The organism is Streptomyces swartbergensis (assembly GCF_002148965.1).
In the GTDB taxonomy this organism is placed as follows: domain Bacteria; phylum Actinomycetota; class Actinomycetes; order Streptomycetales; family Streptomycetaceae; genus Streptomyces; species Streptomyces swartbergensis.
In genome coordinates this window covers 1-25706 of record NZ_NGFN01000048.1, presented here as the reverse complement: position 1 = coordinate 25706, position 25706 = coordinate 1, and the positions used below count along the sequence as shown (strand labels likewise).

26 protein-coding genes are annotated in these 25706 nt (G+C 70.7%); 11 read left to right on the top strand and 15 right to left on the bottom strand.

Annotated elements, in window-relative coordinates:
• Positions 1–249 precede the first annotated feature (249 nt).
• Complete coding sequence (locus CA983_RS11035; protein WP_086600707.1) at positions 250–1404, top strand: right-handed parallel beta-helix repeat-containing protein; 1155 nt, start codon at positions 250–252, stop codon at positions 1402–1404.
• A 209-nt stretch (positions 1405–1613) separates the two neighbouring features.
• On the opposite strand, the gene CA983_RS11030 is transcribed toward CA983_RS11035, so the two are convergent.
• From CA983_RS11030 to CA983_RS11020, 3 genes are all read right to left on the bottom strand, one after another.
• Positions 1614–2447, bottom strand: a complete 834-nt coding sequence (locus CA983_RS11030) for a pectate lyase (RefSeq protein WP_086600706.1) — start codon at positions 2445–2447, stop codon at positions 1614–1616.
• 84 nt (positions 2448–2531) lie between these two features.
• Positions 2532–3383 (bottom strand): hypothetical protein, encoded by an 852-nt coding sequence (locus CA983_RS11025; RefSeq protein WP_086600705.1) that lies wholly within the window; start codon positions 3381–3383, stop codon positions 2532–2534.
• The gene (locus CA983_RS11020) at positions 3380–3985 is read right to left on the bottom strand and encodes a SigE family RNA polymerase sigma factor (RefSeq protein ID WP_086600704.1); all 606 of its coding nucleotides are present in this window, start codon (positions 3983–3985) and stop codon (positions 3380–3382) included. Before CA983_RS11020 ends, CA983_RS11025 begins: the two co-directional genes overlap by 4 nt.
• Positions 3986–4255: 270 nt before the next feature.
• On the opposite strand from CA983_RS11020, the gene CA983_RS11015 reads away from it, so the two are divergent.
• Positions 4256–5713: an NCS2 family permease gene (locus CA983_RS11015; protein ID WP_086600703.1), complete on the top strand. Its 1458-nt coding sequence runs from the start codon at positions 4256–4258 to the stop codon at positions 5711–5713.
• A gap of 90 nt (positions 5714–5803) precedes the next feature.
• Here CA983_RS11015 and CA983_RS11010 read toward each other — a convergent pair whose 3' ends face one another.
• The 6 genes from CA983_RS11010 to CA983_RS10985 all read right to left on the bottom strand — a co-directional run bounded on the left by CA983_RS11010 (position 5804) and on the right by CA983_RS10985 (position 11654).
• Positions 5804–7261 carry a peptidoglycan D,D-transpeptidase FtsI family protein gene (locus tag CA983_RS11010; RefSeq protein ID WP_086600702.1) on the bottom strand — a complete coding sequence of 486 codons (1458 nt, stop codon included), beginning with the start codon at positions 7259–7261 and terminating at the stop codon, positions 5804–5806.
• Between the two features lie 54 nt (positions 7262–7315).
• Positions 7316–7978, bottom strand: coding sequence for a response regulator transcription factor (locus CA983_RS11005; RefSeq protein WP_086600701.1), 663 nt, complete (start codon positions 7976–7978; stop codon positions 7316–7318).
• The gene (locus tag CA983_RS11000) at positions 7975–9300 is read right to left on the bottom strand and encodes a sensor histidine kinase (protein WP_086600700.1); all 1326 of its coding nucleotides are present in this window, start codon (positions 9298–9300) and stop codon (positions 7975–7977) included. Before CA983_RS11000 ends, CA983_RS11005 begins: the two co-directional genes overlap by 4 nt.
• Positions 9297–10304: a hypothetical protein gene (locus CA983_RS10995; protein WP_086600699.1), complete on the bottom strand. Its 1008-nt coding sequence runs from the start codon at positions 10302–10304 to the stop codon at positions 9297–9299. The genes CA983_RS11000 and CA983_RS10995 overlap by 4 nt, the downstream gene beginning before the upstream one ends.
• A gap of 102 nt (positions 10305–10406) precedes the next feature.
• A complete protein-coding gene (locus CA983_RS10990; protein ID WP_086600698.1) occupies positions 10407–10877 on the bottom strand; it encodes a GNAT family N-acetyltransferase in 471 nt (156 codons plus the stop codon).
• A gap of 3 nt (positions 10878–10880) precedes the next feature.
• Positions 10881–11654, bottom strand: a complete 774-nt coding sequence (locus CA983_RS10985; protein WP_010037854.1) for an IclR family transcriptional regulator — start codon at positions 11652–11654, stop codon at positions 10881–10883.
• 132 nt (positions 11655–11786) lie between these two features.
• Here CA983_RS10985 and CA983_RS10980 point away from each other — a divergent pair, with 132 nt between their 5' ends.
• From CA983_RS10980 to CA983_RS10960, 5 genes are all read left to right on the top strand, one after another.
• Positions 11787–13316: an aldehyde dehydrogenase (NADP(+)) gene (locus CA983_RS10980; RefSeq protein ID WP_086600697.1), complete on the top strand. Its 1530-nt coding sequence runs from the start codon at positions 11787–11789 to the stop codon at positions 13314–13316.
• Between the two features lie 98 nt (positions 13317–13414).
• Entirely contained in the window at positions 13415–14023 is a 609-nt protein-coding gene (locus tag CA983_RS10975) for a DUF1349 domain-containing protein (protein WP_086600696.1), read from the top strand.
• A 45-nt stretch (positions 14024–14068) separates the two neighbouring features.
• A complete protein-coding gene (locus CA983_RS10970; RefSeq protein ID WP_208636933.1) occupies positions 14069–14563 on the top strand; it encodes a GNAT family N-acetyltransferase in 495 nt (164 codons plus the stop codon).
• Positions 14564–14639: 76 nt separating this feature from the next.
• On the top strand, positions 14640–15359 hold the full coding sequence (locus CA983_RS10965; RefSeq protein ID WP_086600713.1) for a DsbA family oxidoreductase: 720 nt from the start codon (positions 14640–14642) through the stop codon (positions 15357–15359).
• A gap of 95 nt (positions 15360–15454) precedes the next feature.
• Entirely contained in the window at positions 15455–16507 is a 1053-nt protein-coding gene (locus CA983_RS10960; protein WP_208636932.1) for an aminotransferase class V-fold PLP-dependent enzyme, read from the top strand.
• An 84-nt stretch (positions 16508–16591) separates the two neighbouring features.
• Here the strand turns inward: CA983_RS10960 and thpD are convergent, their stop codons facing one another.
• The 6 genes from thpD to CA983_RS10930 all read right to left on the bottom strand — a co-directional run bounded on the left by thpD (position 16592) and on the right by CA983_RS10930 (position 21800).
• Complete coding sequence (gene thpD / locus CA983_RS10955) at positions 16592–17491, bottom strand: ectoine hydroxylase (RefSeq protein ID WP_208636934.1); 900 nt, start codon at positions 17489–17491, stop codon at positions 16592–16594.
• A 16-nt stretch (positions 17492–17507) separates the two neighbouring features.
• Positions 17508–17906: an ectoine synthase gene (locus tag CA983_RS10950; protein WP_059422332.1), complete on the bottom strand. Its 399-nt coding sequence runs from the start codon at positions 17904–17906 to the stop codon at positions 17508–17510.
• Positions 17907–17948: 42 nt separating this feature from the next.
• Positions 17949–19220, bottom strand: a complete 1272-nt coding sequence (gene ectB / locus CA983_RS10945) for a diaminobutyrate--2-oxoglutarate transaminase (RefSeq protein WP_086600692.1) — start codon at positions 19218–19220, stop codon at positions 17949–17951.
• Between the two features lie 52 nt (positions 19221–19272).
• Complete coding sequence (ectA, locus tag CA983_RS10940) at positions 19273–19779, bottom strand: diaminobutyrate acetyltransferase (RefSeq protein WP_086600691.1); 507 nt, start codon at positions 19777–19779, stop codon at positions 19273–19275.
• A 338-nt stretch (positions 19780–20117) separates the two neighbouring features.
• Entirely contained in the window at positions 20118–20657 is a 540-nt protein-coding gene (locus CA983_RS10935) for a DinB family protein (protein WP_086600690.1), read from the bottom strand.
• A 42-nt stretch (positions 20658–20699) separates the two neighbouring features.
• A complete protein-coding gene (locus tag CA983_RS10930) occupies positions 20700–21800 on the bottom strand; it encodes a pyridoxal-phosphate-dependent aminotransferase family protein (RefSeq protein WP_086600689.1) in 1101 nt (366 codons plus the stop codon).
• A gap of 200 nt (positions 21801–22000) precedes the next feature.
• Here CA983_RS10930 and CA983_RS10925 point away from each other — a divergent pair, with 200 nt between their 5' ends.
• The 4 genes from CA983_RS10925 to CA983_RS10910 are packed head-to-tail and all read left to right on the top strand — an operon-like array spanning position 22001 to position 25580.
• Positions 22001–22846, top strand: a complete 846-nt coding sequence (locus CA983_RS10925) for a transporter substrate-binding domain-containing protein (RefSeq protein ID WP_086600688.1) — start codon at positions 22001–22003, stop codon at positions 22844–22846.
• Positions 22843–23679: an amino acid ABC transporter permease gene (locus CA983_RS10920; protein ID WP_086600687.1), complete on the top strand. Its 837-nt coding sequence runs from the start codon at positions 22843–22845 to the stop codon at positions 23677–23679. The genes CA983_RS10925 and CA983_RS10920 overlap by 4 nt, the downstream gene beginning before the upstream one ends.
• Complete coding sequence (locus CA983_RS10915; protein WP_086600686.1) at positions 23676–24467, top strand: amino acid ABC transporter ATP-binding protein; 792 nt, start codon at positions 23676–23678, stop codon at positions 24465–24467. Before CA983_RS10920 ends, CA983_RS10915 begins: the two co-directional genes overlap by 4 nt.
• A gap of 21 nt (positions 24468–24488) precedes the next feature.
• On the top strand, positions 24489–25580 hold the full coding sequence (locus CA983_RS10910) for an amidohydrolase family protein (RefSeq protein ID WP_086600685.1): 1092 nt from the start codon (positions 24489–24491) through the stop codon (positions 25578–25580).
• Positions 25581–25706: the final 126 nt, after the last annotated feature.

The window sequence follows — 25706 nt, the reverse complement described above, 5'->3', positions numbered from 1 at the left end:
TCCTGTCGGAGTCTGGGGGATTCTGTTGGATGGCGGCCTTCGGAGTTTCACCGGACGGGGACAGGGCGTCAACGGGTGTGCATGAGGCGGGTGGTTCCGAAACTTTCGCAACCTCCGGCACGCCTGTGCACGTGACGGCGGCAACCCTTTCGCGGCGCGGCGGCGACTGCTGGTCGGAAACGGCACGGAGCGGGCCCCTCCGAACCGATTCCGTCCTCAATGCCTCATCGCCTAGGAAAGGAACGCTCCGTGCCGCTCAGCACAGGACGTCACCGCCGGACCCGTACGCTTGCCATCGCCGCCGCGGTGGCCTGCGCCTCGGGGGCGGGCGGCGTCTACCTCGGGCTCTCGGGCGGCGGCGCGCAGGCCGCCTCGTCGACGGTCACCGTCTCCACCGCGGCCCAGCTCGAAGCGGCCGTGCAGAACGCCACCGCAGGTACCACCATCCAGGTCCGTGGCGGCACCTACTATCCGGCCGCCACCCTCAAGTCCACGGCGAACGGCACCCCTTCGGCACGCATCACCCTGCGGGCGTACGACGGCGAGAAGGTCCGGATCGACGGTTCGAAGCTGCCCGCCGGCTCCTGGCTGGCCGCCGTCCATGGCGACCACTGGACCGTCGAGAACCTCGCCTTCGTCAACTCACCGGCCCAGGGCTTCGTCGCCACGTCCTCCGTCGGCGGCGTCTTCAGGAACCTCGTCACCGCGGACAACGGCGACTCCGGCTTCACCCTGCGCGGCGACGGCACCACCGGCAACCTCGTGCGGAACCTGGACAGCCACGGCAACTACGACCCGGCCGGCCACGGCCAGAACGCCGACGGCATCGCCGTCAAGTTCGGCTCCGGGACGGGCAACAGGATCACCGGCGCCCGGCTGTACGACAACTCCGACGACGGCCTCGACCTCTGGCAGTTCTCCTCCCCGGTCACCGTCGAGCACTCCTGGGCCTTCGGCAACGGCGAGAACCGCTGGCACGACCCGGCCTTCGAGGGCAACGGCAACGGCTTCGAACTGGGCGGCGGCGGAGCGTCGGTCGCCCATGTCGTCAACGACAACGCCGCCTGGGACAACGCGCTCCACGGCTTCACCGAGAACTCCAACACCGGCGCCATCGCCGTGAACCGCAACACCACCTACGCCAACGCCCACAACGGCTTCTGCTTCGCCACGGGCAAGGCCCGCCTCGGCAAGAACCTCGCCGTGAGCGACAAGGGCGGGCCCGCCGAGCTGGGCTCCGCGGCCGTCTCCGCCGGCAACCACTGGGACAGCGGCGTCACCGCCCCGCCCTTCAGGTCGACGGACGCGAGAAGCGCGTACGGAGCGCGCCGGGCGGACGGCTCCCTCCCCGCGACGACGTTCCTGACGACCGGCTCGACGACCATCGGTTCGACGATGGACTAGTGCGCCGGGTAGGGCGACGCCCCCGCCGGTGCGAACCGACGGGGGCGTCCTGCCGTCTGGCCGAGGGGGGCTCGGCCAGGGCTGTCCGACCGTCCGGAGGGGGGCTCCGGAGGGTCGGGTGCCGGGTGGTCCGGCTGGGGCCCGGACCTCCGGCATCCGGCCGGCCCGAGGGGGATTCGGGCCGGCCGGAGCTCACACGTGCCGCGGCGTCACTGGTAGCTGATGTCCGAGGCCTTGAACTTGCAGGTCTTGCCGTCCGGGCCGGCCGGGGACAGCTCCTTGGGCTCCTTGCCGGTGTTGTTGCCCTCGAAGCGCACACACGTCTTGATCTTCTTCTTGCTGTCGCCGTGGATGCGGATCTTCGACAGCGTGGCCGTGTCGCCGTAGTTGGCGTTCACGCCGACGATCGAGTTCATGGGCGCCGTGACGTCGATGTCGTTCAGCACGACCGTGCGCTTGTACTGCGTCTTGCAGTTGCCGCAGGAGCGCACCAGCTTCCCGGCGTTCTGCACCTGGAAGCCCGACACGTTCAGCGTGCCGGCGCCGTTGAACTGGAGCACCTTGTCGTCGGCGTTCTTCGCGCCGCCGCCGATCACCTTGTACACGGCCGACGACGACTTGCCCTTGAAGCTGGCCGCGTCCTCGCCGACGTCCGTCCACCACACGTTCTGGAGCGTGCAGCTGCCCTTGCAGTGCACACCGTCCGCGGCCGGGGTGCCGATGATGACGTTCTTCAGCACGGCGCCGTCGGCCAGCTCGAAGAGGGGGGCCTGGCCCTCGTCCTGGCTGTCGCCGCCGAGCGCGCCGGAGCCGTAGAACATCTTCATCCCGCCGTCGCGGACACCGGAGACCGCGATGGTCGCCGACACGGGCGTCTTGCCCTTGTCCGTGGGCCAGGAGGACGCGGCGCCCGCGGTGGACAGCATCGACGTGGTGACGACCGCCGCTCCCGTGATGCCGAACGCCGATAACCCGGCGATCACGGCACGCCGCTTGGTGACCCGGCGGCGATGGCGGACGCGCTGTTCTGCTGGTGCAGTCATGTACCGATTCCTCAATGGGTGGTGACTCTTGCGCCTGGTGGTCGCCACCGGTGAGGAAAGGGTTGCCGAGTCTTCAGGAATTTTTCAGGAGTCGTCTTCGGTGTCGTCCACGGCCGCGAAACCGCCGCCCACGGACAGCCGCTCCGCACCTGCGGCGGCCGTCACCGTGTACCGGTCGGCGCCGGCGTCACGGCCGCCGCGCTCGTGGTCGAACTGGCCGGCGAACACCCACTCGCCCGCCGGGACCTTGCGGCCCTCCTTCAGGGTCCAGGTGTAGACGAGGAAGCCGTCGCGCTCGCCGACCGTGAGCGTGAAGTCCTGCTCGGGCAGCGACCGCCACGCTCCCGCGTCGGAGACCCCGCCGGTCTGGGCCACACGCAACCGCACGGTCAGCGCGGTCAGTTCCTCGCGCGTCTTGATCGTGATGTTGCTCTGCGCCCAGAAGTCGTTGCTGTGCGGGTCGACCGAGCCGTCCGACCACAGCGGCCCGTCCTCCGTGGCGGCGGGCGTCCGCCCGGTGACGGACGTGCTCGGCGTCCGCGAGGGCGGCGGAGCGGACTCGCGGCGCTCCGGCGGGGCGGACGGCGTGGGATCCACCGGCGGTGCGGGGGCCCGGCTCGTCGCCTCCGGCGACGGCGTGGGCGTGGGCGTCGGCGACGTCGCCACGTCCTGCTGCGGCGGGGCGGTCTCCTCCTTCACCGCGGACGCGACCGCGTAACCGCCCACCGCCAGCACACCCGCCACCGCGGCCGTCGCACCGGCCACCCGCATCCACCCGAACACTGGCGGACGCGTCGCCCGGTGGCCGGAACCGGCCGGACCGGCCATGCCGCGCTCGACCCGGGCCAGGATCTGCTCCCGGTCGGGCTGGTGCGTCCCGGCCGCTTCGTGCAGCCGGGCGCGCAGCTCCTCGTGCACGTCCCGCCGCATCGTCATCGGTCCCTTCCTCCGCCCTCACCGGTGCGCGCCCGCAAGCTTTCCACGACCGGCGAGCAACGGGGAGCGCCCACCGCCGCGTGCATCCGCTGCGGTACTCCCTGTGTGCCCAGCAACCGCTGGAGTTCGGCCATTCCCTTGGAGGTCTGGCTCTTCACCGTACCCACCGAGACGCCGAGGGCGAGCGCGGTGTCCTTCTCCGAGAGGTCGAACGCGTGCCGCAGCACCACACAGGCCCGCTTGCGGAACGGCAGCCTGCGCAACGCCCCCTGGACGTCGACCACGCCCGCGACGTCCGGATTCTCGGTGTTCTCCTCGCGCTGCGACCAGAACAGGGCGATGCGCCGCCGCTCCCGCACGGCGCTGCGGATCCGGCTGCGGGCCAGGTTGGCGACCACACCGCGCGCGTACGCCGCCGGATGGTCGGCCGCGCGCACCCGGTCCCAGCGGTGCCACAGCGCCAGCAACGCGTCCGCCGCCAGGTCGTCGGCGGTGTCCGACTCGCCCGTCAGCAGGTAGGCCAGGCGGGACAGCTCTGCGTAGTGACGCTCGAAGAAGGCGTGGAACTCCACGGAGGCGGCGTCGTCGACGACTGTGCCCACGGGCGACCTCTCCTCGCAGCGGCTTCGGGCACACTCCCGGCGGGGGTGCCGTGAGTGTCATGTAGATGACATGTGATCATCCGGGGGAGGTCCGGACGAGATCGGGAAGCGTAGCAGCGTTCTCAGGATGGTTCGTACGGAGCTTCGAACGGCGTATGGCAGGCCGGACTCTGATTCCGTAACACGAAGAAAACCCGAATGTGGTTCAACGCAGGAACAATCCAGCCAGCATCCGCACACCGATCACCCAGGCACCGAGGAGCACCCGTCATGTCCGAATCGCAGAAGGTGGCCGACCGGCCCGACGCCGCACCACCGGCGGTGAACAGCGTCGACCGGTTCTTCAAGATCTCCGAGCGGGGATCCACCTTCGGCCGTGAGATACGCGGCGGCTTCGCCACGTTCTTCACGATGGCCTACATCCTTGTCCTGAATCCCATCATCCTGGGCAGCGCGAAGGACAAGTTCGGGCACCAGTTGGACGCCGTCCAGCTCACCACCGCCACCGCCCTGGTGGCCGCGGTCATGACGATCATCATGGGCGTGGGCGGCAATCTGCCCCTCGCGCTCGCCGCCGGGCTCGGCCTGAACGCCGTGGTCGCCTTCCAGATCGCCCCGCTGATGAGCTGGGACGACGCGATGGGCCTGATCGTCCTCGAAGGCCTGCTGATCTGCGTGCTGGTGGTGACCGGTCTGCGCGAGGCCGTCATGCACGCCATACCCCAGCCGCTCAAGCAGGCGATCAGCGTCGGCATCGGTCTGTTCATCGCCTTCATCGGCTTCGTCGACGCCGGGTTCGTCAGCCGCATCCCGGACGCCGCGAACACCACCGTGCCGGTTCAGCTGGGCGGCACCGGAACCCTCACCGGCTGGCCGATTCTCGTCTTCTGCCTCGGCGTTCTGCTGACGATCGGCCTGCTCGCCCGCAAGGTCAAGGGTGCCATCCTGATCAGCATCGTCACCATGACGGCGCTGGCGATAGTGATCAACTCCATAGCCGACATCAAGAGCTGGGGCCTGACCACACCCTCCTGGCCCGACAAGCTCGTCGACGCCCCCGACTTCGGACTCATCGGCGACTTCGACCTGTTCGGTGCCTTCAGCGCCCCCGGCGTCGGCGTCATCACCGTCGTCCTGCTGATCTTCACGCTGATCCTGTCGGACTTCTTCGACACCATGGGCACGGTCGTCGGCATCAGCGCCGAGGCGGGCCTGCTCGACGAGGAGGGCAAGGTCCCCAACCTCGGCCGGGTACTGCTGATCGACGGTGCCGCGGCGGTCGCGGGCGGCGCGGCCTCGGCCTCCTCGGCGACCTCCTACATCGAGTCGGCGGCCGGCGTCGGCGAGGGCTCGCGCACCGGCTTCTCCAACCTCGTCACCGGCGGGCTGTTCGGCCTCGCGCTGTTCCTGACCCCGCTGCTCACCATCGTCCCGCTGCAGGCGGCCGCTCCCGCCCTGGTCGCCGTCGGCTTCCTGATGATGACCCAGGTCAAGCACATCGACTGGGACCGCTACGACATCGCCATCCCCGCGTTCCTCACCATCGCCGTGATGCCGTTCACCTACTCCATCACCAACGGCATCGGCGCCGGCTTCCTGGCCTACGTCGTCATCAAGACCGTGCTCGGCAAGGCCAAGGAGATCCACTGGCTGCTGTGGGGGACCTCTGTGCTGTTCCTCGTGTACTTCGCGATCGACCCGATCGAGCAGCTGCTCGGAGCCAAGTGACGCCAGGCGTGCAGTGACGGCGAAGGGCCGCCCCCGGGGGGAAGGGGGCGGCCCATCTGTCTGTACAGACGGCTTTCGCGCGGCGGAGGTTCAGTCCTTCAGCGCCGCTTCCATCATCGCCTTGGCGACCGGCGCCGCCAGGCCGTTGCCGCTGACCTCCGAGCGGGCCGCGTTCGACTGCTCGACGACGACCGCCACGGCGACCTCCTTGCCTGACGAGTCGGACTTCCCGTACGAGGTGAACCAGGCGTACGGCACCTGGCTGTTGTTCTCGCCGTGCTGGGCCGTACCCGTCTTGCCGCCCACGGTCGCGCCCGGGACCTGGGCGTTCGTACCGGTGCCCTGCTCCACGACCGTCTGCATCGCCGACTGCAACTGCTCGGCGGTCGAGGAGCTGACGATCTCCTTCGACCCCGCGTCGTCGTCGTAGTCCTGCAACACGTCACCACCGCTGTTGGTGATCTGCGAAACAGTATGCGGCGAAACCAGCTTGCCGCCGTTGGCTATGGCCGCCGACACCATGGCCATCTGGAGCGGCGTCGCGGTGACATCGAACTGGCCGATGCCCGTCAGGGCCGTCTCCGAGGGGTACATGTCCGACGGGTACACGCTCGTGTAGGCCCGCACCGGCACGTCCTGCTTGTCGTTGTTGAAGCCGAACTTCTCGGCCATCGCCTTGACCTTGTCCTGGCCCAGTCGGACGGCCATCTTCGCGAAGACGTTGTTGCACGAGTACCTCAGCGCCGTACGGATCGAGGCGTTCGTACAGGGCGCGTTCGGGTTCTCGTTCGTCAGGTCCCGGGTGGTGCCCGGCAGCGTGTACGGGTCGGGGCTGTCGGTCTTCTCGTCCACCGACGAGTACAGCCCGTCCTCCAGCGCGGCCGCCGCCACGACCAGCTTGAACGTCGAACCCGGCGGCAGCGGCTGCCGCAGCGCACGGTTGGTCAGAGGCTTGTCCGGATCCGAGGTGAGCTTCTTCCAGGCCACCCCCGCCGCGTTGGCGTCGGTCAGCGACGAGGGGTCGTACGACGGGGTCGACACGACCGCGAGGATCTTCCCGGTCTTCGGGTCGATGGCGACGGCCCCGCCCTTCTTGTCGCCGAGCGCGTCGTACGCCGCCTTCTGCACGTCCGGGTCGATCGTCGTGACCACGTTGCCCGGGTCGGCCCGCTGGTTGGTGAGGGTGTCCATCACGGACTTCAGCCGGCTGTCGGTGCCGTTGAGCAGGTCGGTGTAGATGCCCTCCAGCTGGGTCGGCGCGTACGCCTGCGACGCGTATCCCGTCACGGCCGCGTACAGCTCGCCGTCCGTGTACGTGCGCTTGTACTTGAGGTCGCTGCCCTTCGTCGGCGCCGAGCCGGTGATCGACCGGCCGGCCACGATGATGTTCCCGAGCGGCGCCGAGTACGTCTCGATCGCGTTCCGTCGGTTGTCCTTGTCGTCTGCGAGCGCCTGGCCCTCGTAGAACTGCACCCAGGTCGCCCTGACCAGCAGAGCGAACACCAGCAGCAGCGCGAAGACCGAGGCGCGCCTGATCGTCTTGTTCATCCCGAACTGAGGACGAATTACACCGGGCGGATCGTTCCCACCCGACCCGTTTTCTCATCCGGCGTTCAGGAAGCCCGCCTCGTACGCCGCGATGACCGCCTGCGTACGGTCCCGGGTGCCCGTCTTGGCCAGTACCGCCGCCACGTGCGACTTCACCGTGGCGGGGCCGACCTCCATCCGACGGGCGATCTCCGCGTTGGTGAGCCCCTCCGCCATGTGCCGCAGCACCTCCCGTTCGCGCCCCGTGAGCTTCGCCACCCACGCGGGCGGCGCCGGGTGGGCGCGGGCGTGCTCGGTCGCGAGGGTGCGGACGGCCGCCGGGAACAGCAGGCTGTCGCTGCGCGCCACCAGCCGGACCGCCTGCACGAGCGCGTCCGCGTCCGCACGCTTCAGCAGGAACCCGGCGGCTCCGGCGCGCAGCGCGTCGTACACATAGGAGTCGTTCTCGAAGGTTGTCACGACGACGATCCGGGGCGGCTCCTCCAGGGTGGCGAGGATCTGCTCGGTGGCGCGGATGCCGTCGATCTCCGGCATGCGGACGTCCATGAGGACGACGTCCGGCCGCAGGTCCCGGACGACCGACACGGCCTCGGCACCGGTGGCCGCCTCGCCCACCACCTCCAGGTCCGGCTCGGCGGAGAGGATGGCGCGCAGCGCGGTGCGGACCATGCGCTCGTCGTCGGCGAGGACGACACGGATCGGCGTCGGGCGGGTCATGCGGGTCCTTTCATCGGCAGACGTACGTGCAGCCGCCAGGTCTGTCCGGCCGGTTCGGACGATCCGGCGGCCGGACCGGCCGTCATGGTCCCGCCCAGCAGCCTGACCCGGTCCGCGATGCCGCGCAGCCCGTGGCCGCCGCCGGGGCGGGAGGACGCGGGACCCGTGACCGTCATGGGACCGGTGACCGTCGTGGGCCCGGTCACCGTCGCAGGGCCGGTCATCGGATTCTCCACGGTGATCTCCAGCCGCCCGTCCGCCACCGCGATCCGCACGTCCACGGCGACCCGTTCGCCCGCGTGTTTGAGGGCGTTGCTCAGCCCCTCCTGCACGATCCGGTAGCCCTCGCGGGACAACAACGGGGGCAGGGACTCCGGGTCGGCGTCGACCGTGGCCGTCACGCGCTGTCCACCGGCCCGGGTGCGGCGCAGCAGACCGTCGAGGTCGGCCGCGAGGGTCGGCGCCGGGGCCGTGCCGGGCGCGTCGCCCTCGCGCAACACACCCAGCACGGCGTCGAGTTCGCCGACGGTGCGTCGGGTCGTGTCCTCGATCGCGGCCAGGGCCTCGCGGACGAACTCCGGGTCGGAGTCGAGGACGCGCCGCGCCGCGCTCGCCTGGAGCGTGACGGCGCTCAGCGCATGGCCCACGGARTCGTGCAGCTCCCGCGCCAGCCGGTTGCGTACGGCCAGGTCGGTGGCGCGGGCCTCGGCGGCCGCGAGCCGGCCCTCGGGAGACGGGCCGAGCAGCGCGGGCGCCCAGCGGGCCAGCAGCGCACCGCTGCCGGCGGCGYAGCCGGCGAGGGCGACGAGCATCGCCGCGCCCGCGACCGGCGCGAGCGCCAACGCCCAGGCGTGGTCGAAGGCTTCGGGCAGCCCGAGCCGGGTGCCGCCCAGTCCCGCGAAGACCGGCAGCAGGATCAGCACGGTGGCGAACGGCGGCACGGCCAGCGACATCCCGGCGATGATCCCGCCGATCCCGAGATGGAGCGTGAACCAGCTCGCCGTACGGCCCTTCTCGCCCCGCGTGCGGGCCGGTCCGAAGGCGAGCCGGTCCGCTTCGACACCGCACAGCCAGCGCGCGGCGGCGGCCTCCAGCGGCCGGGTCAGCGGGAACACGGACGTGACGGCGGCGAGCGGCAGCCCCACGCCGAAGGAGGCGAGCTGGAGCGGAAAGGACCCGAAGACGTTCGTGCTGCCGGTGGCCGGACCGATGATCACCGAGCCGACCAGGACGTACGGCATGGCGAGCGCGCCGCCGAGGATCAGATGCACCCAGCGCAGCCGGGCCCGCCGGCCGAACAGGGACCGGGCGGCCCGTCTCACGCGGCCCGCCGCTCGGCCCGGGCCGAGCGCTCGGCGAAGTAGTAGACGCCGATGGCGGCGACGAGGAAGCCGACGAGCATCTGCCCAGCGTAGGCGAGGTTCATCAGCGGCGTCGGACGGTCGGCGATGTCCTCGACGCCGCCGAGGGAGGCGAGCGCCAGCCAGCCGCCCCAGCAGGCCACGGCACCCGAGCCGACCCAGGCCAGCCCGAGCGGCACCGCCACGGGCAGCGCCCGGCCGCGCCGGAAGGCCAGCAGAAGTCCGCCGGCGACGGCCGCGACGAGGAACAGCACGTACACCGCTTCCAGGACCTGCAAGTCACCGCCCCGGTCCGCCGCCCGGCCCTCGCTGAGTCCGGCGGTGACACCGCAGGCCCAGAGGACGTGGAGGGTGAGCGGCAGAAGAGCGAGCACGGCGGCCACGGCGGCGAGGGCCCGGTGCGCCGGCCCGACGGCACCGACGGGCAGTTCCCGGACCCGGCCCCGCCACAGATGGCCCCAGCGGTCGCGGGCGTAGAGCACGAAGAGGCCGCCGAGGGCGAGCCCTTGGAGGATGAACCCCGAGTACACGACGGCGAACACCCACTCGTCCAGGAAGGCGTCCCGCCCCGGGGACTCCGCGCCCCCTCCGCCGAACGCCCTCACGACCAGCTGCGCCGGGAACCCGGCCATGATCGGCGCGAGCAGCCCGGTGGCGACCCACACGGGGAACGCCAGCAGCCACGCGGGCACCCGCAGCCCCCATGGCCGGGTCAGCACCAGCGCCAGCACGATCACCGCGCTGTCCAGCAGGACGGAGAGGCTGTTGATCACGGCCATGGTGAGGCGGTCGTCGAGCAGCGCACTCCCCTCGGGGATCCCGAGGTGACTCCCCGCGATCCAGGCGGCCTTGAGCCCGAGGTACGGCACGCAGGAGAGGACGGCGACGGCACGGAGGAGTCGCCGGGGGCGGCTGAGACCGACGGCGGGGCGGGAAGCGGTGCGGGGAGCGATCGACTGCGTCATGCGCCCAGGCTCCCGCGCGGCAGGCCGACGGCACCTCCTGCACGACGACGATCCGCCTCCGCCGGACGGGGGAGACGCGGGGAGATACCAGGGGGCTGCCGCTCAGCCCTCCAGGATCAGGACCGTCTCCGCGATCTCGGCGCCCCGCGCGTTGGCGAACCCGCTGGCCGTGGCGACGGCACGGAACCCGCACTTCTCCAGAACGCGCAGCGAGCCCGCGTTGTCCGACGCCGCCCGGGCGTACAAGGGGCGCTCGGGGACCTCCGTGACCAGCGCCCGCAGGGCCGACGTGGCGATGCCCTTCCCCCAGTACGCGCGGTCGACCCAGTACGTCACCTCGCGCTCGCCCGGCTCGCCGTACACCGCCGCGCTGCCGACCACGTCACCGTCGGCCAGCACCGTGCGGACCACGGCGTCGGAGGACCGGATCTTGGCCCAGTGGGCGTCGAAGGCGTCCCGGTCGGCCGGATCCTCGGGGGTGAAGGCCGCCATGTGGAGAGCCTCGGGGTCGTTCATCTGCCGGAAGAAGACCGGCAGATCGCTGTCGTGGACCTGGCGCAGCTCGACGTTCATGCCTCAGAGCCTACGGGTGGCCAGTGTCAGCCGGTCCCGCGCGTCGAACAGCGCGTCCTTCACGAGCTGTTCGTGCGCCGGCGTGAGTCGCGCCACCGGCACCGAGCAGCTGATGGCGTCCCGCGCCGGCGTGCGGTACGGGATGGCCACGCCGAAGCAGCGCAGCCCCAGCGTGTTCTCCTCGCGGTCCACGGCGAAGCCCTGCTCCCGGACCTGGTGCAGCTCCTCGATGAGCTTCTCGCGGTCGGTGATCGTGTTCTCGGTCAGCGCGGGCAGCGTCTCCGGGAGCATCTTGCGGACCTGCTCGTCCGAGTAGGTGCTCAGCAGCGCCTTGCCGAGGGACGTGGAGTGCGCGGGCAGGCGGCGGCCGACCCGGGTGAAGGGGCGCAGGTAGTGCTGCGACTGGCGGGTGGCGAGGTAGACGACGTTCGTGCCGTCGAGGCGGGCGAGGTGGATCGTCTCGGTCGTGTCGTCCGAGAGCCGGTCCAGGGTCGGGCGGGCGGCTGCCACGACCTCGTCGCCGTCGATGTACGACGTGCCGACCAGCAGGGCCCGCACGCCGATGCCGTACCGCGTGCCCGTCGCGTCGGTCTCCACCCAGCCCAGCTCGACGAGCGTGCGGAGCAGCATATAGAGACTGGACTTGGGGTAGCCGACGGCCTCCTGGACCGCCGCGAGGGAGTGCATACCGGGACGCCCGGCGAAGTATTCGAGCAGTTCAACCGTTCTTACCGCGGACTTGACCTGCGCCCCGCCGCCCGTCTCGCCAGCCGACATCGCCCTTGACCCCTTCGTTCGACGGGAAATAGTCTCCACAGCATATTCATCATCAGAGACAGCGTTCAGTATATCGAACGTCCCTGGTGGATGACCCAGTACTGCGGCATTACATGTGTGGAGGGACCCGCGGTGGCAGCAGCACCAGTCTGGAGTGTCGACCCCCGAACCGGGAAGCAGCGTGAACAGGTTGCGGTGGAGGCCACAGCCCAGGAGGTGGACGCCGCCGTCCGCTCCGCGCACGAGGCGCGCGGCGCACTGGCGGACCGCGCCGTCCGCTCGGCCTTCCTGCGCAGCGCCGCCGAGGAGCTTCAGGCGGCCAAGGACGGTCTCGTCGAGACCGCCGACGCCGAGACCGCGCTCGGCCCGGTCCGGCTGACCGGCGAGCTCGCCCGCACCTGCTACCAGCTGCGGGCCTTCGCCGACATCGTCGACGAGGGCGCCTTCCTCGACGTCGTCATCAATCACCCCGACGACACCGCGACCCCGCCGATCCCCGACCTGCGCCGCTACAAGGTGCCCCTGGGTGTCGTCGCCGTGTACTCGGCGTCGAACTTCCCGTTCGCCTTCTCGGTCGCCGGCGGCGACACCGCGAGCGCCCTCGCGGCCGGCTGCCCGGTCGTCGTCAAGGCGCACCCGGACCACCCGGCCCTGTCCGAGTACGTCGCGAAGGTGCTGCGCCGCGCCGCCGCCCGGCACGACATCCCCGAGGGCGTCCTCGGGCTGGTGCACGGCTTCGAGGCGGGCGTCGAGCTGATCAAGCACCCGCTGGTCTCGGCGGCCGGCTTCACCGGGTCCATCCGCGGGGGCCGGGCCCTCTTCGACGCGGCGGCCGCCCGCCCCGTCCCGATCCCCTTCCATGGCGAGCTGGGCTCCCTGAACCCGGTCGTCGTCACCGAGGCCGCGGCCGCCGAGCGGGCCGAGGCGATCGGCGCGGGCCTCGCCGGGTCGATGACGCTGGGCGTCGGCCAGTTCTGTGTGAAGCCGGGCCTCGTCCTCGCGCCGTCCGGCGCGGCCGGTGACGCCCTGCTGAAGTCGCTGACCGACGCGGTCAGCGACACCGACGCCGGGGTCCTGCTCGACCACCGCATGCGCGACAACTTCGTCGCCGGCGTCGCCGAGCGCGCCCAGCTGCCCGACGTCGACTCCCCGGTCACGCCCGGCGCGGGCGGCGAGCACACCGTCAGCGCGGGCTTCCTCACGGTTCCGGCGAGCAGGCTGGCCCAGGAGGGGGAGCACGACCTGCTCCTGGAGGAGTGCTTCGGGCCGGTCACCGTGGTGGCCCGCTACGAGGACGAGGCCGAGGTGAAGGCCGTGCTGTCGCGGCTGCCGGGCAACCTCACGGCGACCGTGCAGCTCTCCGAGGAGGAGGCGGCGGGCGAGGGCAGCGGCGCGGAGCTTCTGCAGGAGCTGACGCCGCTGGCCGGGCGTGTGCTGGTGAACGGGTGGCCCACGGGTGTCGCCGTCGCGCCGGCCCAGCACCACGGCGGGCCGTACCCGGCCACGACGTCGACGTCCACGTCGGTGGGCGGTACGGCGATCGAGCGGTGGCTGCGGCCGGTTGTCTACCAGAACGCTCCGGAGGCGCTGCTTCCCGCTGAGCTGCGGGACGAGAACCCGTTGGGGCTGCCCCGTAGGTTCAACGGGCGTTTGGAGCGGTAGCGCCGTTGGGGTGCGGTGATCTGTGGGGTGCCGGTTCGTTGCGGCTTGTCGCGCAGTTCCCCGCGCCCCTTTGGGCCGGAGCTGAAAGACTCGGTCGAATGGATCTCGAACTTCCCGAACTTCCTTTCCCCCTGCGCACCTATGGGCCCGAGGCCCATTGGTCCTATGAGGACGGCGTGCTCACCGGGTGGGCCGGGGCGCGGCAGGACCGGTTCGTGCCGCCCACCGACGAGGGGCTGGACCCCGCCTCCGACGCGCCGCGGCTGCTCGGGGCGCCCGAAGGGGACTTTCAGCTGATCGCCCGGGTCACGGTCGGGTTCGGCGCGGCCTTCGACGCCGGGGTGCTCTACGTCCATGTCGGCGAGCGCGCCTGGGCCAAGCTCTGCCTGGAGTACTCCCCGGACGTGCCCACCGTCTGCACGGTGGTCACCCGGGGCCACTCCGACGACGCCAACTCCTTCACCGTCGACGGCAGTTCCGTCTGGCTCCGGGTGAGCCGCACCGGCCGCGCCTTCGCCTTCCACGCCTCCCGCGACGGTGAACGGTGGACCTTCGTCCGCCTCTTCACCCTGGGCGACGAGAAGGAGACGGGCGCGGCCCTGGTCGGCTTCATGGCCCAGTCGCCGATGGGGGAGGGCTGCGTGGTGACGTACGACCACATCGAGTTCAGGCCGCACTGGCCGAACGATCTGCGCGACGGCAGCTGAGGTCTGCCGGGGAACCGCGTCCCGGCCGGGGACGTCCTCCGCTGCGTGATCAAGAATCGAGTGACTCCGGGCAGGGTGATCCGTACCGCCGTGCCCGCCGAGGTGGAGGACATCGTCGCGCTGCACGCGCGTGCCCGGGCGACGTACTACCCCGGCGGGCTGCCGCAGGACGGCACCGACTGGCTCGCCGCCTGGCAGAGCGCCCTCGTGCGACCGGAGGGGCGGGTGCTGTGCGTCGTGGAGGCGGGGCGCATCGTCGGCCTGGCCTCCTTCCGCACTCCCGAGGGCGACCCGGCGGACACCGTGAAGCTGTTCCAGTTCCATGTCGACCCCGGCCACTGGCGCCGCGGTGTCGGCACCGCCCTGCACGCGGCGTGCGTCGAGGAGTGGCAGGCCGACGGCCGGCGGACCGCCCTCCTCGACGTGCACGTCGACAACCGGCGGGCGCAGGGGTTCTACCGGCGGCAGGGGTGGGTGCCGGAACCGGCCGAACCGGGGGATCACCATCTGACGATGCGGTTGGCCCCGGCGGCGGAATGAAACCGGCTGCTTGAACGTTCACCAACTCGGCGGAGGGAGCCTCCGCACCCCGGACGAGCTGGAGAGAGCCGAAGACATGCGCGTCGAGATCTGGAGCGACATCGCCTGCCCCTGGTGCTACGTGGGCAAAGCCCGCTTCGAGAAGGCGCTGCGGGACTTCCCGCACCGCGACGACGTCGAGGTAGTGCACCGCTCCTTCGAGCTGGACCCGGGCCGCGCCAAGGACGACATCCAGCCCGTGATCACGATGCTCACCAGGAAGTACGGGATGAGCGAGGCGCAGGCCGAGGCCGGTGAGGACAACCTGGGCGCGCAGGCCGCCGCCGAGGGGCTGGACTACCGCACCCGGGGCCGCGACCACGGCAGCACCTTCGACATGCACCGCCTGCTGCACTTCGCCAAGGAGCAGGGGCGCCAGGAGCCGCTGCTCGACCTGCTGTACCGGGCGAACTTCGCCGAGGAGCGCTCCGTCTTCAACGACGACGAGCGGCTGGTGGAGCTCGCCGTGGCCGCCGGACTGGACGCGGAGGCCGTCCGCGCGGTGCTCGCCGACCCCGGCGCCTACGCCGACGACGTGCGCGCCGACGAGCGCGAGGCCGCGCAGCTCGGCGCGAGCGGTGTGCCGTTCTTCGTGCTCGACCGCAAGTACGGCGTCTCCGGTGCCCAGCCCGCGGAGGTCTTCGCCCAGGCCCTGACCCAGGCGTACGGCGAGCGCTCGCCGCTGAAGATCGTGGACAGCGGGGGCGCGGACGCTGACGCGTGCGGGCCGGACGGCTGCGCGGTGCCCCAGCGCTGAAACCGCAGCTCGTGGCGTATCTATAAGCGCTCCTTAGCGACATCACGCAGAAATCGGCAATGGACGGGGAGATCCAGGGGCCGCAGAGTGGTTCCATGGAGACCTTCGAGAACCTCGTCCGTGCCGAGTTCGCCCCGAAGCACACCTACCTCAACACCGCGAGCAACGGGCTCCTGCCCGCCCGTACCGTCTCCGCCGTACAGCAGGCGGTGCGGATGCGCGCGGAGGGCACGCCGCTGGGTCCCCTCTACGAGGACGTCGAGGCCGCCCGCGCTTGTTTCGCCCGGCTGGCCGGTGTGCCGGCCGAGCGTGTCGCCACCGGCGCCTCGGTCGCCGAGTACGGCGGGCTGATCGCCGCCTCGCTGCCCGCGGGCGCCGAAGTCCTCACCGCGGAGGCCGACTTCGCCTCCCTGGTCAACCCCTTCCACGCGCGCGGCGACCTCAAGGTGCGCGCCGTTCCCCTGGAGCGGCTCGCCGAGTCCGTCCGGCCCGGCACCGCGCTCGTCGCGGTCAGCACCGCCCAGTCCGCCGACGGCCGGCTCGCCGACCTGCCGGCCGTGCGCGAGGCGGCCCGGGCGCACGGGGCCCGTACCTACGTCGACGCCTCCCAGTCGGCCGGCTGGCTGCCGATGGAGGCCGACGCCGACGATTTCCTGGCCGCCGTCGGCTTCAAGTGGCTGCTCGGGCCGCACGGGGCCGCGTTCTTCGTCGTCCCGCAGGACTTCGGCGGGCTCACGCCGCTGCTCGCCGGCTGGGTCGCCGGTGAGCGTCCCTGGGAGAGCTGCTACGGCCCTGTCGAGGAACTCGCCCACTCCGCACGGCGCTTCGACATCAGCCCCTCGCTCCTCACCTACGCCGGGCTGCGCGCCTCCCTGGAGCTGCTGGAGGAGATCGGCGTCGACGTCGTGCACGCCCACGATGTCGCCCTCGCGGACCGCTTCCGTGTGGGGCTCGCCGAGCTGGGCCACGCGCCGGTGCCCGCGCCGGGCTCGGCGATCGTGTCCGTGCCGGGGCTGGGCCACCGGCAGGGCGAGCTGAGCCGCGCGGGCATCGAGGTGTCCGACCGGGCGGGGAATCTGCGGGCGGCGTTCCACCTCTACAACACCCCGGCGGATGTCGACCGTCTGCTGGAGGTCCTGGCCGCATGACAAAACCGGGTGGGGCCTCCCGTCCCACACGAGGAGGCCCCACCCGGCAGCTGTGTCATCCGGTCACGTCACCGGAGGGAGCGGTCACCGCACCGGAGTGAAGTCCCGCGAACCGATGAACTCCGGTCGCCGCACCGGCGCCGCGAACGGCTCCACCGCCGTGTTCTCCACGCTGTTGAACACGATGAACACATTGCTGCGCGGGAACGGCGTGATGTTGTCGCCGGAGCCGTGCATGCAGTTGCAGTCGAACCACGTCGCCGAACCGGCCTTGCCCGTGAACAACTTGATGCCGTGCTGCGAGGCCAGCAGGGTCAGCGCGTCGTCCGACGGCGTGCCCGCGTCCTGCATCTGCAGCGACTTCTTGTAGTTGTCCTTCGGCGTGGCCCCCGCGCACCCGAGGAACGTCTTGTGCGACCCCGGCATGATCATGAGCCCGCCGTTGGTGTCGTAGTTCTCGGTCAGCGCGATCGAGACCGACACCGTGCGCATCCGCGGCAGACCGTCCTCGGCGTGCCACGTCTCGAAGTCGGAGTGCCAGTAGAAGCCACTGGCCCCGAAGCCCGGCTTGACGTTGATCCGCGACTGGTGGACGTAGACGTCCGAGCCGAGGATCTGCCGCGCCCGGCCGACGACCCGCTCGTCCCGCACCAGCCTGGCGAAGACCTCGCTGATCTTGTGCACCTCGAAGACCGAGCGGATCTCCTGGGACTTCGGCTCGACGATCGACCGCTCGTCGGCGCGGATGTCCGGGTCGTTCACCAGCCGGTTCAGCTCGTTGCGGTAGACGGCGACCTCGTCGTCGGTGATGAGCTGGTCGATGGCGAGGAAGCCGTCACGCTCGAAGGACAGCAGGTCGGCCGGCGCGACCGGGCCGGGCGCGTCGGGGGCGCCCCAGACGACCGGGTCCTGGCGCGGGGTGAGCACCTCGGTGGCGCCACGACTGGGGTACAGGTCGGGGATGCCGGTGGTGGTGTCGGTGATGGCGGTCATGGAAACGTCACACCTCCTCGGTGAGCAGCGGGTAAACGCCGTTCTCGTCGTGGTCCTCCCGTCCGGTCACGGGCGGATTGAAGACGCAGAGGCAGCGGAAGTCCTTCTTGATCCGCAGCGTGTGCTTCTCGTGCCCGTCCAGGAGGTACATGGTCCCGGGCGTGATGGTGTACGACTTCCCGGTCTCGCGGTCGGTCAGCTCGGCCTCGCCCTCCACGCAGACGACGGCCTCGATGTGGTTCGCATACCACATCGACGTCTCCGTACCCGCGTACAGGATCGTCTCGTGCAGGGAGAAGCCGACCTTCTCCTTGGCGAGGACGATGCGTTTGCTCTCCCACGTCCCGGACGCCGACTTCACGTGCCGGTCGGTACCTTCGATCTCCTTGAACGAACGGACAATCACGGTGCTGCGATGCCTCCTAATTGGGTGGTGCCGGTTGCTCGGTCAGGCGGTCTCGCGGACGGCGCGGGCCAGCGTCGACAGGCCCTCGTCCAGTTCCTCGGGCGTGATCGTCAGGGCGGGGAGCAGTTTCACGACCTCGCTCTCGGGCCCGGACGTCTCGATGAGCAGCCCGAGCTCGAAGGCGCGCTTGGCGATCTTGCCCGCACGGTCCTTGTCGTGGAACTCCATGCCCCACACCAGGCCGCGGCCCCGGTACTCCTTCACGTCGGCCAGGTTCTCCTCGGTGATGGAGATCAGCGCCTGCTCGACCTGCTCGCCGCGCTTGCGGGTCTGCTTCTCCATCGCGGAGCCGTCGGCCCAGTACGTCTCCAGGGCCGCGGTCGCCGTGACGAAGGCGGGGTTGTTGCCGCGGAAGGTGCCGTTGTGCTCACCGGGCTCCCAGACGTCGAGCTCCGGCTTGAACAGGCACAGCGACATCGGCAGGCCGTAGCCGCTGATCGACTTCGAGACGGTGACGATGTCCGGCGTGATGCCCGCCTCCTCGAAGGAGAAGAAGGCGCCGGTACGGCCGCAGCCCATCTGGATGTCGTCGACGATCAGCAGCATGTCCTGCCGCTCGCACAGCTCGGACAGGGCGCGCAGCCACTCGGCCCGGGCCACGTTGATGCCGCCCTCGCCCTGCACGGTCTCGACGATCACGGCAGCCGGCTTGTTCAGGCCGGACCCCTGGTCCTCCAGCAGCCGCTCGAACCACAGGAAGTCCGGGACCTGGCCGTCGAAGTAGTTGTCGAACGGCATCGGCGTGCCGTGCACCAGCGGGATGCCGGCGCCGGCCCGCTTGAAGGCGTTGCCGGTGACGGCGAGCGAGCCCAGCGACATGCCGTGGAAGGCGTTGGTGAACGACACGATCGACTCGCGCCCCTTCACCTTCCGCGCCAGCTTCAGCGCGGCCTCCACGGCGTTGGTGCCGGTCGGGCCGGGGAACATGACCTTGTACGGCAGGTCGCGCGGCCGCAGCAGCAGGTTCTGGAAGGCCTCCAGGAACGTGCGCTTGGCGGTGGTCGACATGTCGAGCCCGTGCGTGACGCCGTCCCGCTCCAGGTAGTCGATCAGGGCGCGTTTCAGGACGGGGTTGTTGTGCCCGTAGTTCAGTGACCCGGCTCCGGCGAAGAAGTCGAGGTACTCATGGCCGTCCTCGTCGTACATGCGGCTGCCCACCGCACGGTCGAAGACGGTGGGCCAGCCGCGGCAGTAGCTGCGTACCTCGGACTCGACGGTCTCGAAGACACTCAGGTCGGGCTGGGTGATGGTCACGACGAATCGCTCCTCGGTGCGTGGGGGAAGTCTGAGGGAGTCAGGGGAGAAGTCAGCGGGACAGCGGGCCGATGCGGTACAGGACCTCGGGGTCGTGCGGCCCGTCGGGGAACACGGCCGTCTCGAACAGCACCTCACGCTCCAGCCGGGCGCCGTGCCGCTCGGCGAACGACGTGAACAGGCGCTCCGAGGCGGTGTTGCCCGGCGTGATGGTGGTCTCCACCGTCGTCACCCCGCGTTCGGCGACGGTCCGGGCGACCAGACCGTCGAGCAGCGCGGCGGCCAGCCCGCGCCCGCGGTGCGCCTCGTCCACCGCCACCTGCCAGACCAGCAGGGTGCGCGGGCTGTCCGGCCGCGCGTACCCGGTGATGAAGCCCATCGGCTCGCCGTGCTCGTCACGCGCCACGGCCGACGTGGCCGCGAAGTCGCGGCACCACAGCAGATAGCTGTAGGACGAGTTCAGGTCGAGAACCTTCGAGTCCTTCGCCATCCGCCAGAGCGCGGCTCCGTCAGCCACCGTTGGGCGGTCGATTTGCGGATCTGCTTGTACGGCAGTCATGCGAATTGAACTTACCCAGCGAAATTCAAAATTGCATCGCCGAAAGGGGTTACGTATGAGCCAGGCCTGTGTTATCGCGCGGGCGCGAGGGTTCACACTAAAGGGCGGCAGTATGCCCGATATTGTCCGGGTAATACCGGGCAAAGCAGTCACGTTGTGTAACGCGTCACAGCCATGTAATCACCACGAGATCTGCCCGAATTCCTTCTCCGGGTGTCCTCAAAATCTTTGGGTTTAGGATCAGAGAAAGCGGGCAGAAGAATACGGGAAGCTGTTCTTGAAAGAATTCTTAATTGTGTGCCAGCTTACATGTGAGTCGTCTCGGAAACACGTTTAATTCAGGCCCCGGTCACTCCGTCGATACGTTCCCGCAGGAGATCGGCATGACCGTTGTGCCGGGCGTACTCCTCGATCATGTGGATCAGCACCCAGCGCAGGCTGACCTCCATCCCGGGCACCGGCCCCTCGGCGACCCGCCCGATGTGGTCCAGCGGCAGCCCCGCACACAGCTCCCGCCCCCGCTCGATCTCCCGCCGCCAGATCCCGAGCGCCTCGTCGAGCCCCCGCCCCGGGGCTGGTGCGTAGCCGGTGCCGTCCTCGTACACCGGCGGCACATCGAGCCCGGCGGCCACCCGCTGGAACCAGTTCCGCTCGACCTCGGCGAGATGCTGCACCAGCCCGAGCAGCGTCAGCGTGGACGGCTCGGCCGACGCGGTCCGCACCTGCGCGYCGTCCAGCCCGGCGCACTTCAGCGCCAGCGTGGCCCGGTGGAAGTCCAGCCAGCTCTCCAGCATGGCCCGCTCGTCACCGGTCAGGTGCGGGACGGGGCGGCCGTCGGGAAGGGTGACGGGGGTGTCGGCGGGGGTGTTGGTGGTCATGCCGGGAGCATGGCACGGGCCACTGACAACGGCGGGTCCCGACTACCGCCACGCCTCCTCGGCCGCCCGCMGCGCCCCCTCCACGTCCACCGACAGCCCCGCCTCCGAGAGCGCGGCGCCCAACGCCGCCAGGCTCGCCCGCACGGCCCCCGGCGTCGCATCGGCCCCGTAGTGGTTGACCCGGATCATCTCCTTGGCCAGCGCGCCCCCGCCRGCGGCGACCGGCACCGCCGGATCCGCCTCCAGCGCCCTGGCCACCAGCTCCGACGCCACCACCCCGGACGGTGCCCGGAGCGTCGTGGCGACGGGCGCCGCGTCCCGGGCCTCGTACACATACGGCTCCAGCCCGCCACCGAGCGCGACCGCCCCGGCCCGCGTGGCCGCCGCGGCCGACGCGTGCCGGGCCATCACCGCGTCGAGCCCCACCGCCTCGATCCGCTCCACGCACGCCTCCAGTGCCAGCATCTCCAGCTGCGCGGGCGCGTGCAGCAGCGCCTTGCGGCCGCCGTCGATCCACCGCTCCTTCCAGTCGAGCAGCGACAGATACGACCGGCGCGGCGCCCGCGGGTTCGCCGCCATCCGGGCCCAGGCCCGCTCGCTCACCGACACGGCCGACACGCCGGCCGGCCCGCCCATCGCCTTCTGCGCCCCGATCACGCACAGGTCCACGCCCCACGCGTCCGGCAGCACCGGCTCGGCACTGATCGACGCCACCGCGTCCAGATAGAACAGGGCCCCGTGCGCGCGCACCACCTCGCCGATCTCCGCGACCGGATTGGTGTTGCCGGTCGCCGCCTCCGCGTGCACCAGCGACACGAAGTCGATCTCCGGGTGCTCGGCGAAGGCCTGCCGGATCTGCTCGGCCGTGACCGCCGTGTGGAAGGGCACCGCCAGGTCGACCACCGTCGCCCCGCAGTCCCGCAGCCAGTCGCCGAAGGTCTGCCCGTACGGACCCGTGATGACGTTCAGGGCCGTCGTGCCCGGCCCGGCCGCGGCACGGATCGCGCCCTCCAGCGGCAGCAGCGCCTCACCCTGCATGATCACGACGTCCTGCTCGGTGCTCAGCAGCCGCGCCACACGGTCCTCGATCGTGGCGAAACGGCCGGCACCGAGCGGGGCAAGGTCCAGAAACGGATGCGTCACGGTGGCACTCTCTTCACGTGCGGGGACAACTCGCGGGGACTACTCGCGGGAACAACGGGAACGAGCGTAACCGCCGCGCTCCGGCCCTCTTCGACCGGTGACTTCGCAGGCCCGAAGCCCCCGCGGCCATCGGATTGTTTTCAGTCACTCAAACTTCTCCTTATGATCGGAACCCACAGTTCACTCACAGGAGGCTCGCCGTGAACACGCACCCCGGGCACCGGGCCCGCATCCTGGCCGCCACCACCGCGACGGCCGGGCTGCTGCTCGTGGCCGGCTGCACCTCCACCGACGACGGCGGCAGCGGTACGAAAACGGCCGCGGGCGGCGTCGAACTCGTCAAGGCGGGCAAGCTCACCACCTGCACCCACCTGCCGTATCCGCCGTTCCAGTCGGAGATCGACGGCAAGGTGCAGGGCTTCGACGTGTCGCTGATCGACCTGGTCGCCAAGGACCTGGGCGTGCGGCAGGACATCGTCGACCAGCCCTTCGAGAACTTCAAGACCGGCGGATCCCTCAACGCCGGCCAGTGCGACCTCGCCGCGGCCGGCATGACCATCACCGAGGAGCGCAAGAAGAACGTCGACTTCTCCGACCCGTACTTCAACGCCACCCAGGCCGTGCTGGTCGACAAGAAGAGCGGCATCGGCTCCTTCGCCGAGCTCAAGGGCAAGAAGCTCGGCGCCCAGGCGCAGACGACCGGTGAGGACTACGCCAAGAGCAAGGGCCTCGACCCGGTCTCCTTCGAGTCCTCCGACGCCGTCCTCAACGGTCTGCGCACCGGCCAGGTCCAGGCCGTGATCATCGACTACCCCGTCGTCCAGGGCTGGCTGAAGGACAAGGCCAACGCCGACGCCTTCCAGGTCGCCGAGCAGATCAACACCGGCGAGCAGTACGGCTTCACGGTGAAGAAGGGCAACACCAAGCTCCGCGCCGCCATCAACAAGGCGATCGCGGACGCCAAGGCCGACGGCACGTACAAGAAGCTGTACGAGCAGTGGATCGGCCCGTACGAGGAGTCCGCCGCGTCGCCCGCCGCCTCATGACCGACACGGCCACGCCCGAAGTCCAGCCGAAGAAGAAGGGCCTCACCCGGCGGCAGAAGCGCAGCGTCTCGCGCGGCGTCCAGTACGCCGTCTTCGTCGCGGCCGTGATCGTCTTCGCGGTCTCGGCCGACTGGGACCGGCTCCAGAACCAGTTCGCGCAGGCGGACATCGCCGAGCGCATGTTCCCGGACGTCATCACGCTGGCGCTGAAGAACACCGTGCTCTACACGGTGACCGGCTTCGCCGTGGGGCTGGCCCTCGGCATGGTGATCGCGCTGATGCGGCTGTCCTCCGTCGGCCCGTACCGCTGGCTCGCCGGGATCTACATCGAGATCTTCCGCGGTCTGCCCGCCCTGCTGATCTTCATCTTCATCGGCGTCGCCGTGCCGCTGGCCTTCCCCGGCACCGAGATCATCGGCGGCACGTACGGCAAGGTCGCCCTCGCGCTCGGCCTGGTGGCCGCCGCGTACATGGCGGAGACGATCCGCGCCGGCATCCAGGCCGTGCCCAAGGGGCAGATGGAGGCGGCCCGTTCGCTCGGCTTCTCGCCCGCGCGGGCCATGATCTCCATCATCATCCCGCAGGCGTTCCGCATCATCCTCCCGCCGCTCACCAACGAACTGGTGCTGCTGTTCAAGGACTCCTCGCTGGTGCTGTTCCTCGGCGTCACCCTGGAGGAGCGCGAACTGTCCAAGTACGGCCGCGACCTGGCCAGCCAGACCGCCAACTCCACGCCGATCCTGGTCGCCGGACTGTGCTACCTGCTGGTCACGATCCCGCTCGGCTTCGTCGTACGCCGCATGGAGGCGAAGGCCCAGGAGGCCGTGAAATGAGCCGACCCGAGATCGAGGTACGCGCGCTGCACAAGTCGTTCGGCGCCAACGAGGTGCTGCGCGGCATCGACCTGGAGATCGGCCGGGGCGAGGTCGTCTGCGTCATCGGCCCGTCCGGCTCCGGCAAGTCGACGCTGCTGCGCTGCGTGAACCTGCTGGAGGAGCCGACGAAGGGGCAGGTGTTCGTCGGCGGTACGGAACTGACCGACCCGGACGTCGACATCGACGCCGTGCGCCGCCGCATCGGCATGGTCTTCCAGCAGTTCAACCTGTTCCCGCACCTGACGGTGACCGAGAACCTCACCCTGCCGCAGCGGCGGGTGCTGCGCCGCGACAAGGCGGCGGCCGCGAAGGTGGCCGCCGAGAACCTGGCGCGCGTGGGCCTGTCCGAGAAGGCGGCCGCCTACCCCTCCTCCCTCTCCGGCGGCCAGCAGCAGCGCGTCGCCATCGCCCGGGCCCTGGCCATGGGCCCCGAGGTGATGCTGTTCGACGAGCCGACCTCGGCGCTGGACCCCGAACTGGTCGGCGACGTCCTCGCGGTGATGCGCATGCTCGCCGACGAGGGCATGACGATGATGGTCGTCACCCACGAGATGACCTTCGCCCGAGAGGTCGCCGACCGGGTCGTCTTCATGGACGGCGGCGTGATCGTCGAGGACGGCGTCCCCGAGCAGGTCATCGGCAACCCGCGCCACGACCGCACCCGCCACTTCCTCTCCCGCCTCCTCGACCCCGCCATGGCCGAGGTGGAGGAGGGGACCTCGGACCAGGTGGGCAAGGCCGACTAGCGGCTGGCTAGGGTGCCGTACATGAGCGATCGCACGGTGCTGCATGTGAAGGGACGGGTGCTCGTCGGACCCGAGGAGGTCCGCGACGAGCTGTGGGTCGTCGACGGCCGGATCTCCTACGACCGTCCCGCCGGCGCCCGCGACATCCGTACCGTCCGGGGCTGGGCCCTGCCCGGCCTCGTCGACGCGCACTGCCACGTGGGACTCGACCGGCACGGCGCGGTCCCGCAGGACGTCGCCGAGAAGCAGGCGCTGACCGACCGGGACGCGGGCACGCTGCTGATCCGCGACGCGGGCTCGCCCTCCGACACCCGCTGGATCGACGACCGCGACGACCTGCCGAAGATCATCCGTGCCGGGCGGCACATCGCCCGCACCCGCCGCTACATCCGCAACTACGCCTGGGAGATCGAGCCGGACGACCTGGTCGCCTACGTCGCCCAGGAGGCGCGGCGCGGCGACGGCTGGGTGAAGCTGGTCGGCGACTGGATCGACCGCGACCTCGGCGACCTGTCGGCCTGCTGGCCGCGCGGGGCGGTGGAAGCGGCGATCGCCGAGGCGCACCGGCTGGGCGCCCGGGTCACCGCGCACTGCTTTTCGGAGGACTCCCTCCAGGACCTCGTCGAGGCGGGCATCGACTGCATCGAGCACGCGACGGGCCTGACCGAGGACCTCATCCCGCTGTTCGCCGAACGGGGCGTCGCCATCGTCCCGACCCTGGTCAACATCGCGACCTTCCCGCAGCTCGCCGACGGCGGCGAGTCCCGGTTCCCGCGCTGGTCGGCCCATATGCGCCGGCTCCATGAACGCCGCTACGACACCGTGCGGGGCGCCTACGACGCCGGGATCCCGGTCTTCGTCGGCACCGACGCGGGCGGCGGACTCGCCCACGGCCTCGCGGCGGCGGAGGTCGCCGAACTGGTCACCGCGGGCATCCCGCCCGTCGAGGCCCTGGCCGCGGGAACCTGGACGGCCCGGACCTGGCTCGGCCGCCCCGGCCTGGACGAGGGCGCCCCGGCCGACCTCGTCGTCTACGACGAGGACCCGCGCAAGGACGTGGGCGTGCTGGCGGCACCGCGCCGGGTGGTGCTGAACGGGCGCGTGGTCGGGTAGGGCCTGTCGTTCGGATCAGATCGCAGGGAATCGACGGCATCTCGTCATCGCAGATGCGCCTGCCAGGCCCCCGCGTCCGGCTCCCGGCCCGGATGGTGGGGCTGGTGGACCTCTGGGGGCGTGGAA

Bases quoted from the DNA above. Each gene is read 5' to 3' on its own strand.
- CA983_RS11030 (WP_086600706.1), bottom strand. From the start codon at position 2,447: ATGACTGCACCAGCAGAACAGCGCGTCCGCCATCGCCGCCGGGTCACC.
- CA983_RS11025 (WP_086600705.1), bottom strand. From the start codon at position 3,383: ATGACGATGCGGCGGGACGTGCACGAGGAGCTGCGCGCCCGGCTGCAC.
- CA983_RS11015 (WP_086600703.1), top strand. From the start codon at position 4,256: ATGTCCGAATCGCAGAAGGTGGCCGACCGGCCCGACGCCGCACCACCG.
- CA983_RS11010 (WP_086600702.1), bottom strand. From the start codon at position 7,261: ATGAACAAGACGATCAGGCGCGCCTCGGTCTTCGCGCTGCTGCTGGTG.
- CA983_RS11005 (WP_086600701.1), bottom strand. From the start codon at position 7,978: ATGACCCGCCCGACGCCGATCCGTGTCGTCCTCGCCGACGACGAGCGC.
- CA983_RS10995 (WP_086600699.1), bottom strand. From the start codon at position 10,304: ATGACGCAGTCGATCGCTCCCCGCACCGCTTCCCGCCCCGCCGTCGGT.
- CA983_RS10990 (WP_086600698.1), bottom strand. From the start codon at position 10,877: ATGAACGTCGAGCTGCGCCAGGTCCACGACAGCGATCTGCCGGTCTTC.
- CA983_RS10985 (WP_010037854.1), bottom strand. From the start codon at position 11,654: ATGTCGGCTGGCGAGACGGGCGGCGGGGCGCAGGTCAAGTCCGCGGTA.
- CA983_RS10975 (WP_086600696.1), top strand. From the start codon at position 13,415: ATGGATCTCGAACTTCCCGAACTTCCTTTCCCCCTGCGCACCTATGGG.
- CA983_RS10965 (WP_086600713.1), top strand. From the start codon at position 14,640: ATGCGCGTCGAGATCTGGAGCGACATCGCCTGCCCCTGGTGCTACGTG.
- CA983_RS10960 (WP_208636932.1), top strand. From the start codon at position 15,455: ATGGAGACCTTCGAGAACCTCGTCCGTGCCGAGTTCGCCCCGAAGCAC.
- ectA (WP_086600691.1), bottom strand. From the start codon at position 19,779: ATGACTGCCGTACAAGCAGATCCGCAAATCGACCGCCCAACGGTGGCT.
- CA983_RS10920 (WP_086600687.1), top strand. From the start codon at position 22,843: ATGACCGACACGGCCACGCCCGAAGTCCAGCCGAAGAAGAAGGGCCTC.
- CA983_RS10915 (WP_086600686.1), top strand. From the start codon at position 23,676: ATGAGCCGACCCGAGATCGAGGTACGCGCGCTGCACAAGTCGTTCGGC.
- CA983_RS10910 (WP_086600685.1), top strand. From the start codon at position 24,489: ATGAGCGATCGCACGGTGCTGCATGTGAAGGGACGGGTGCTCGTCGGA.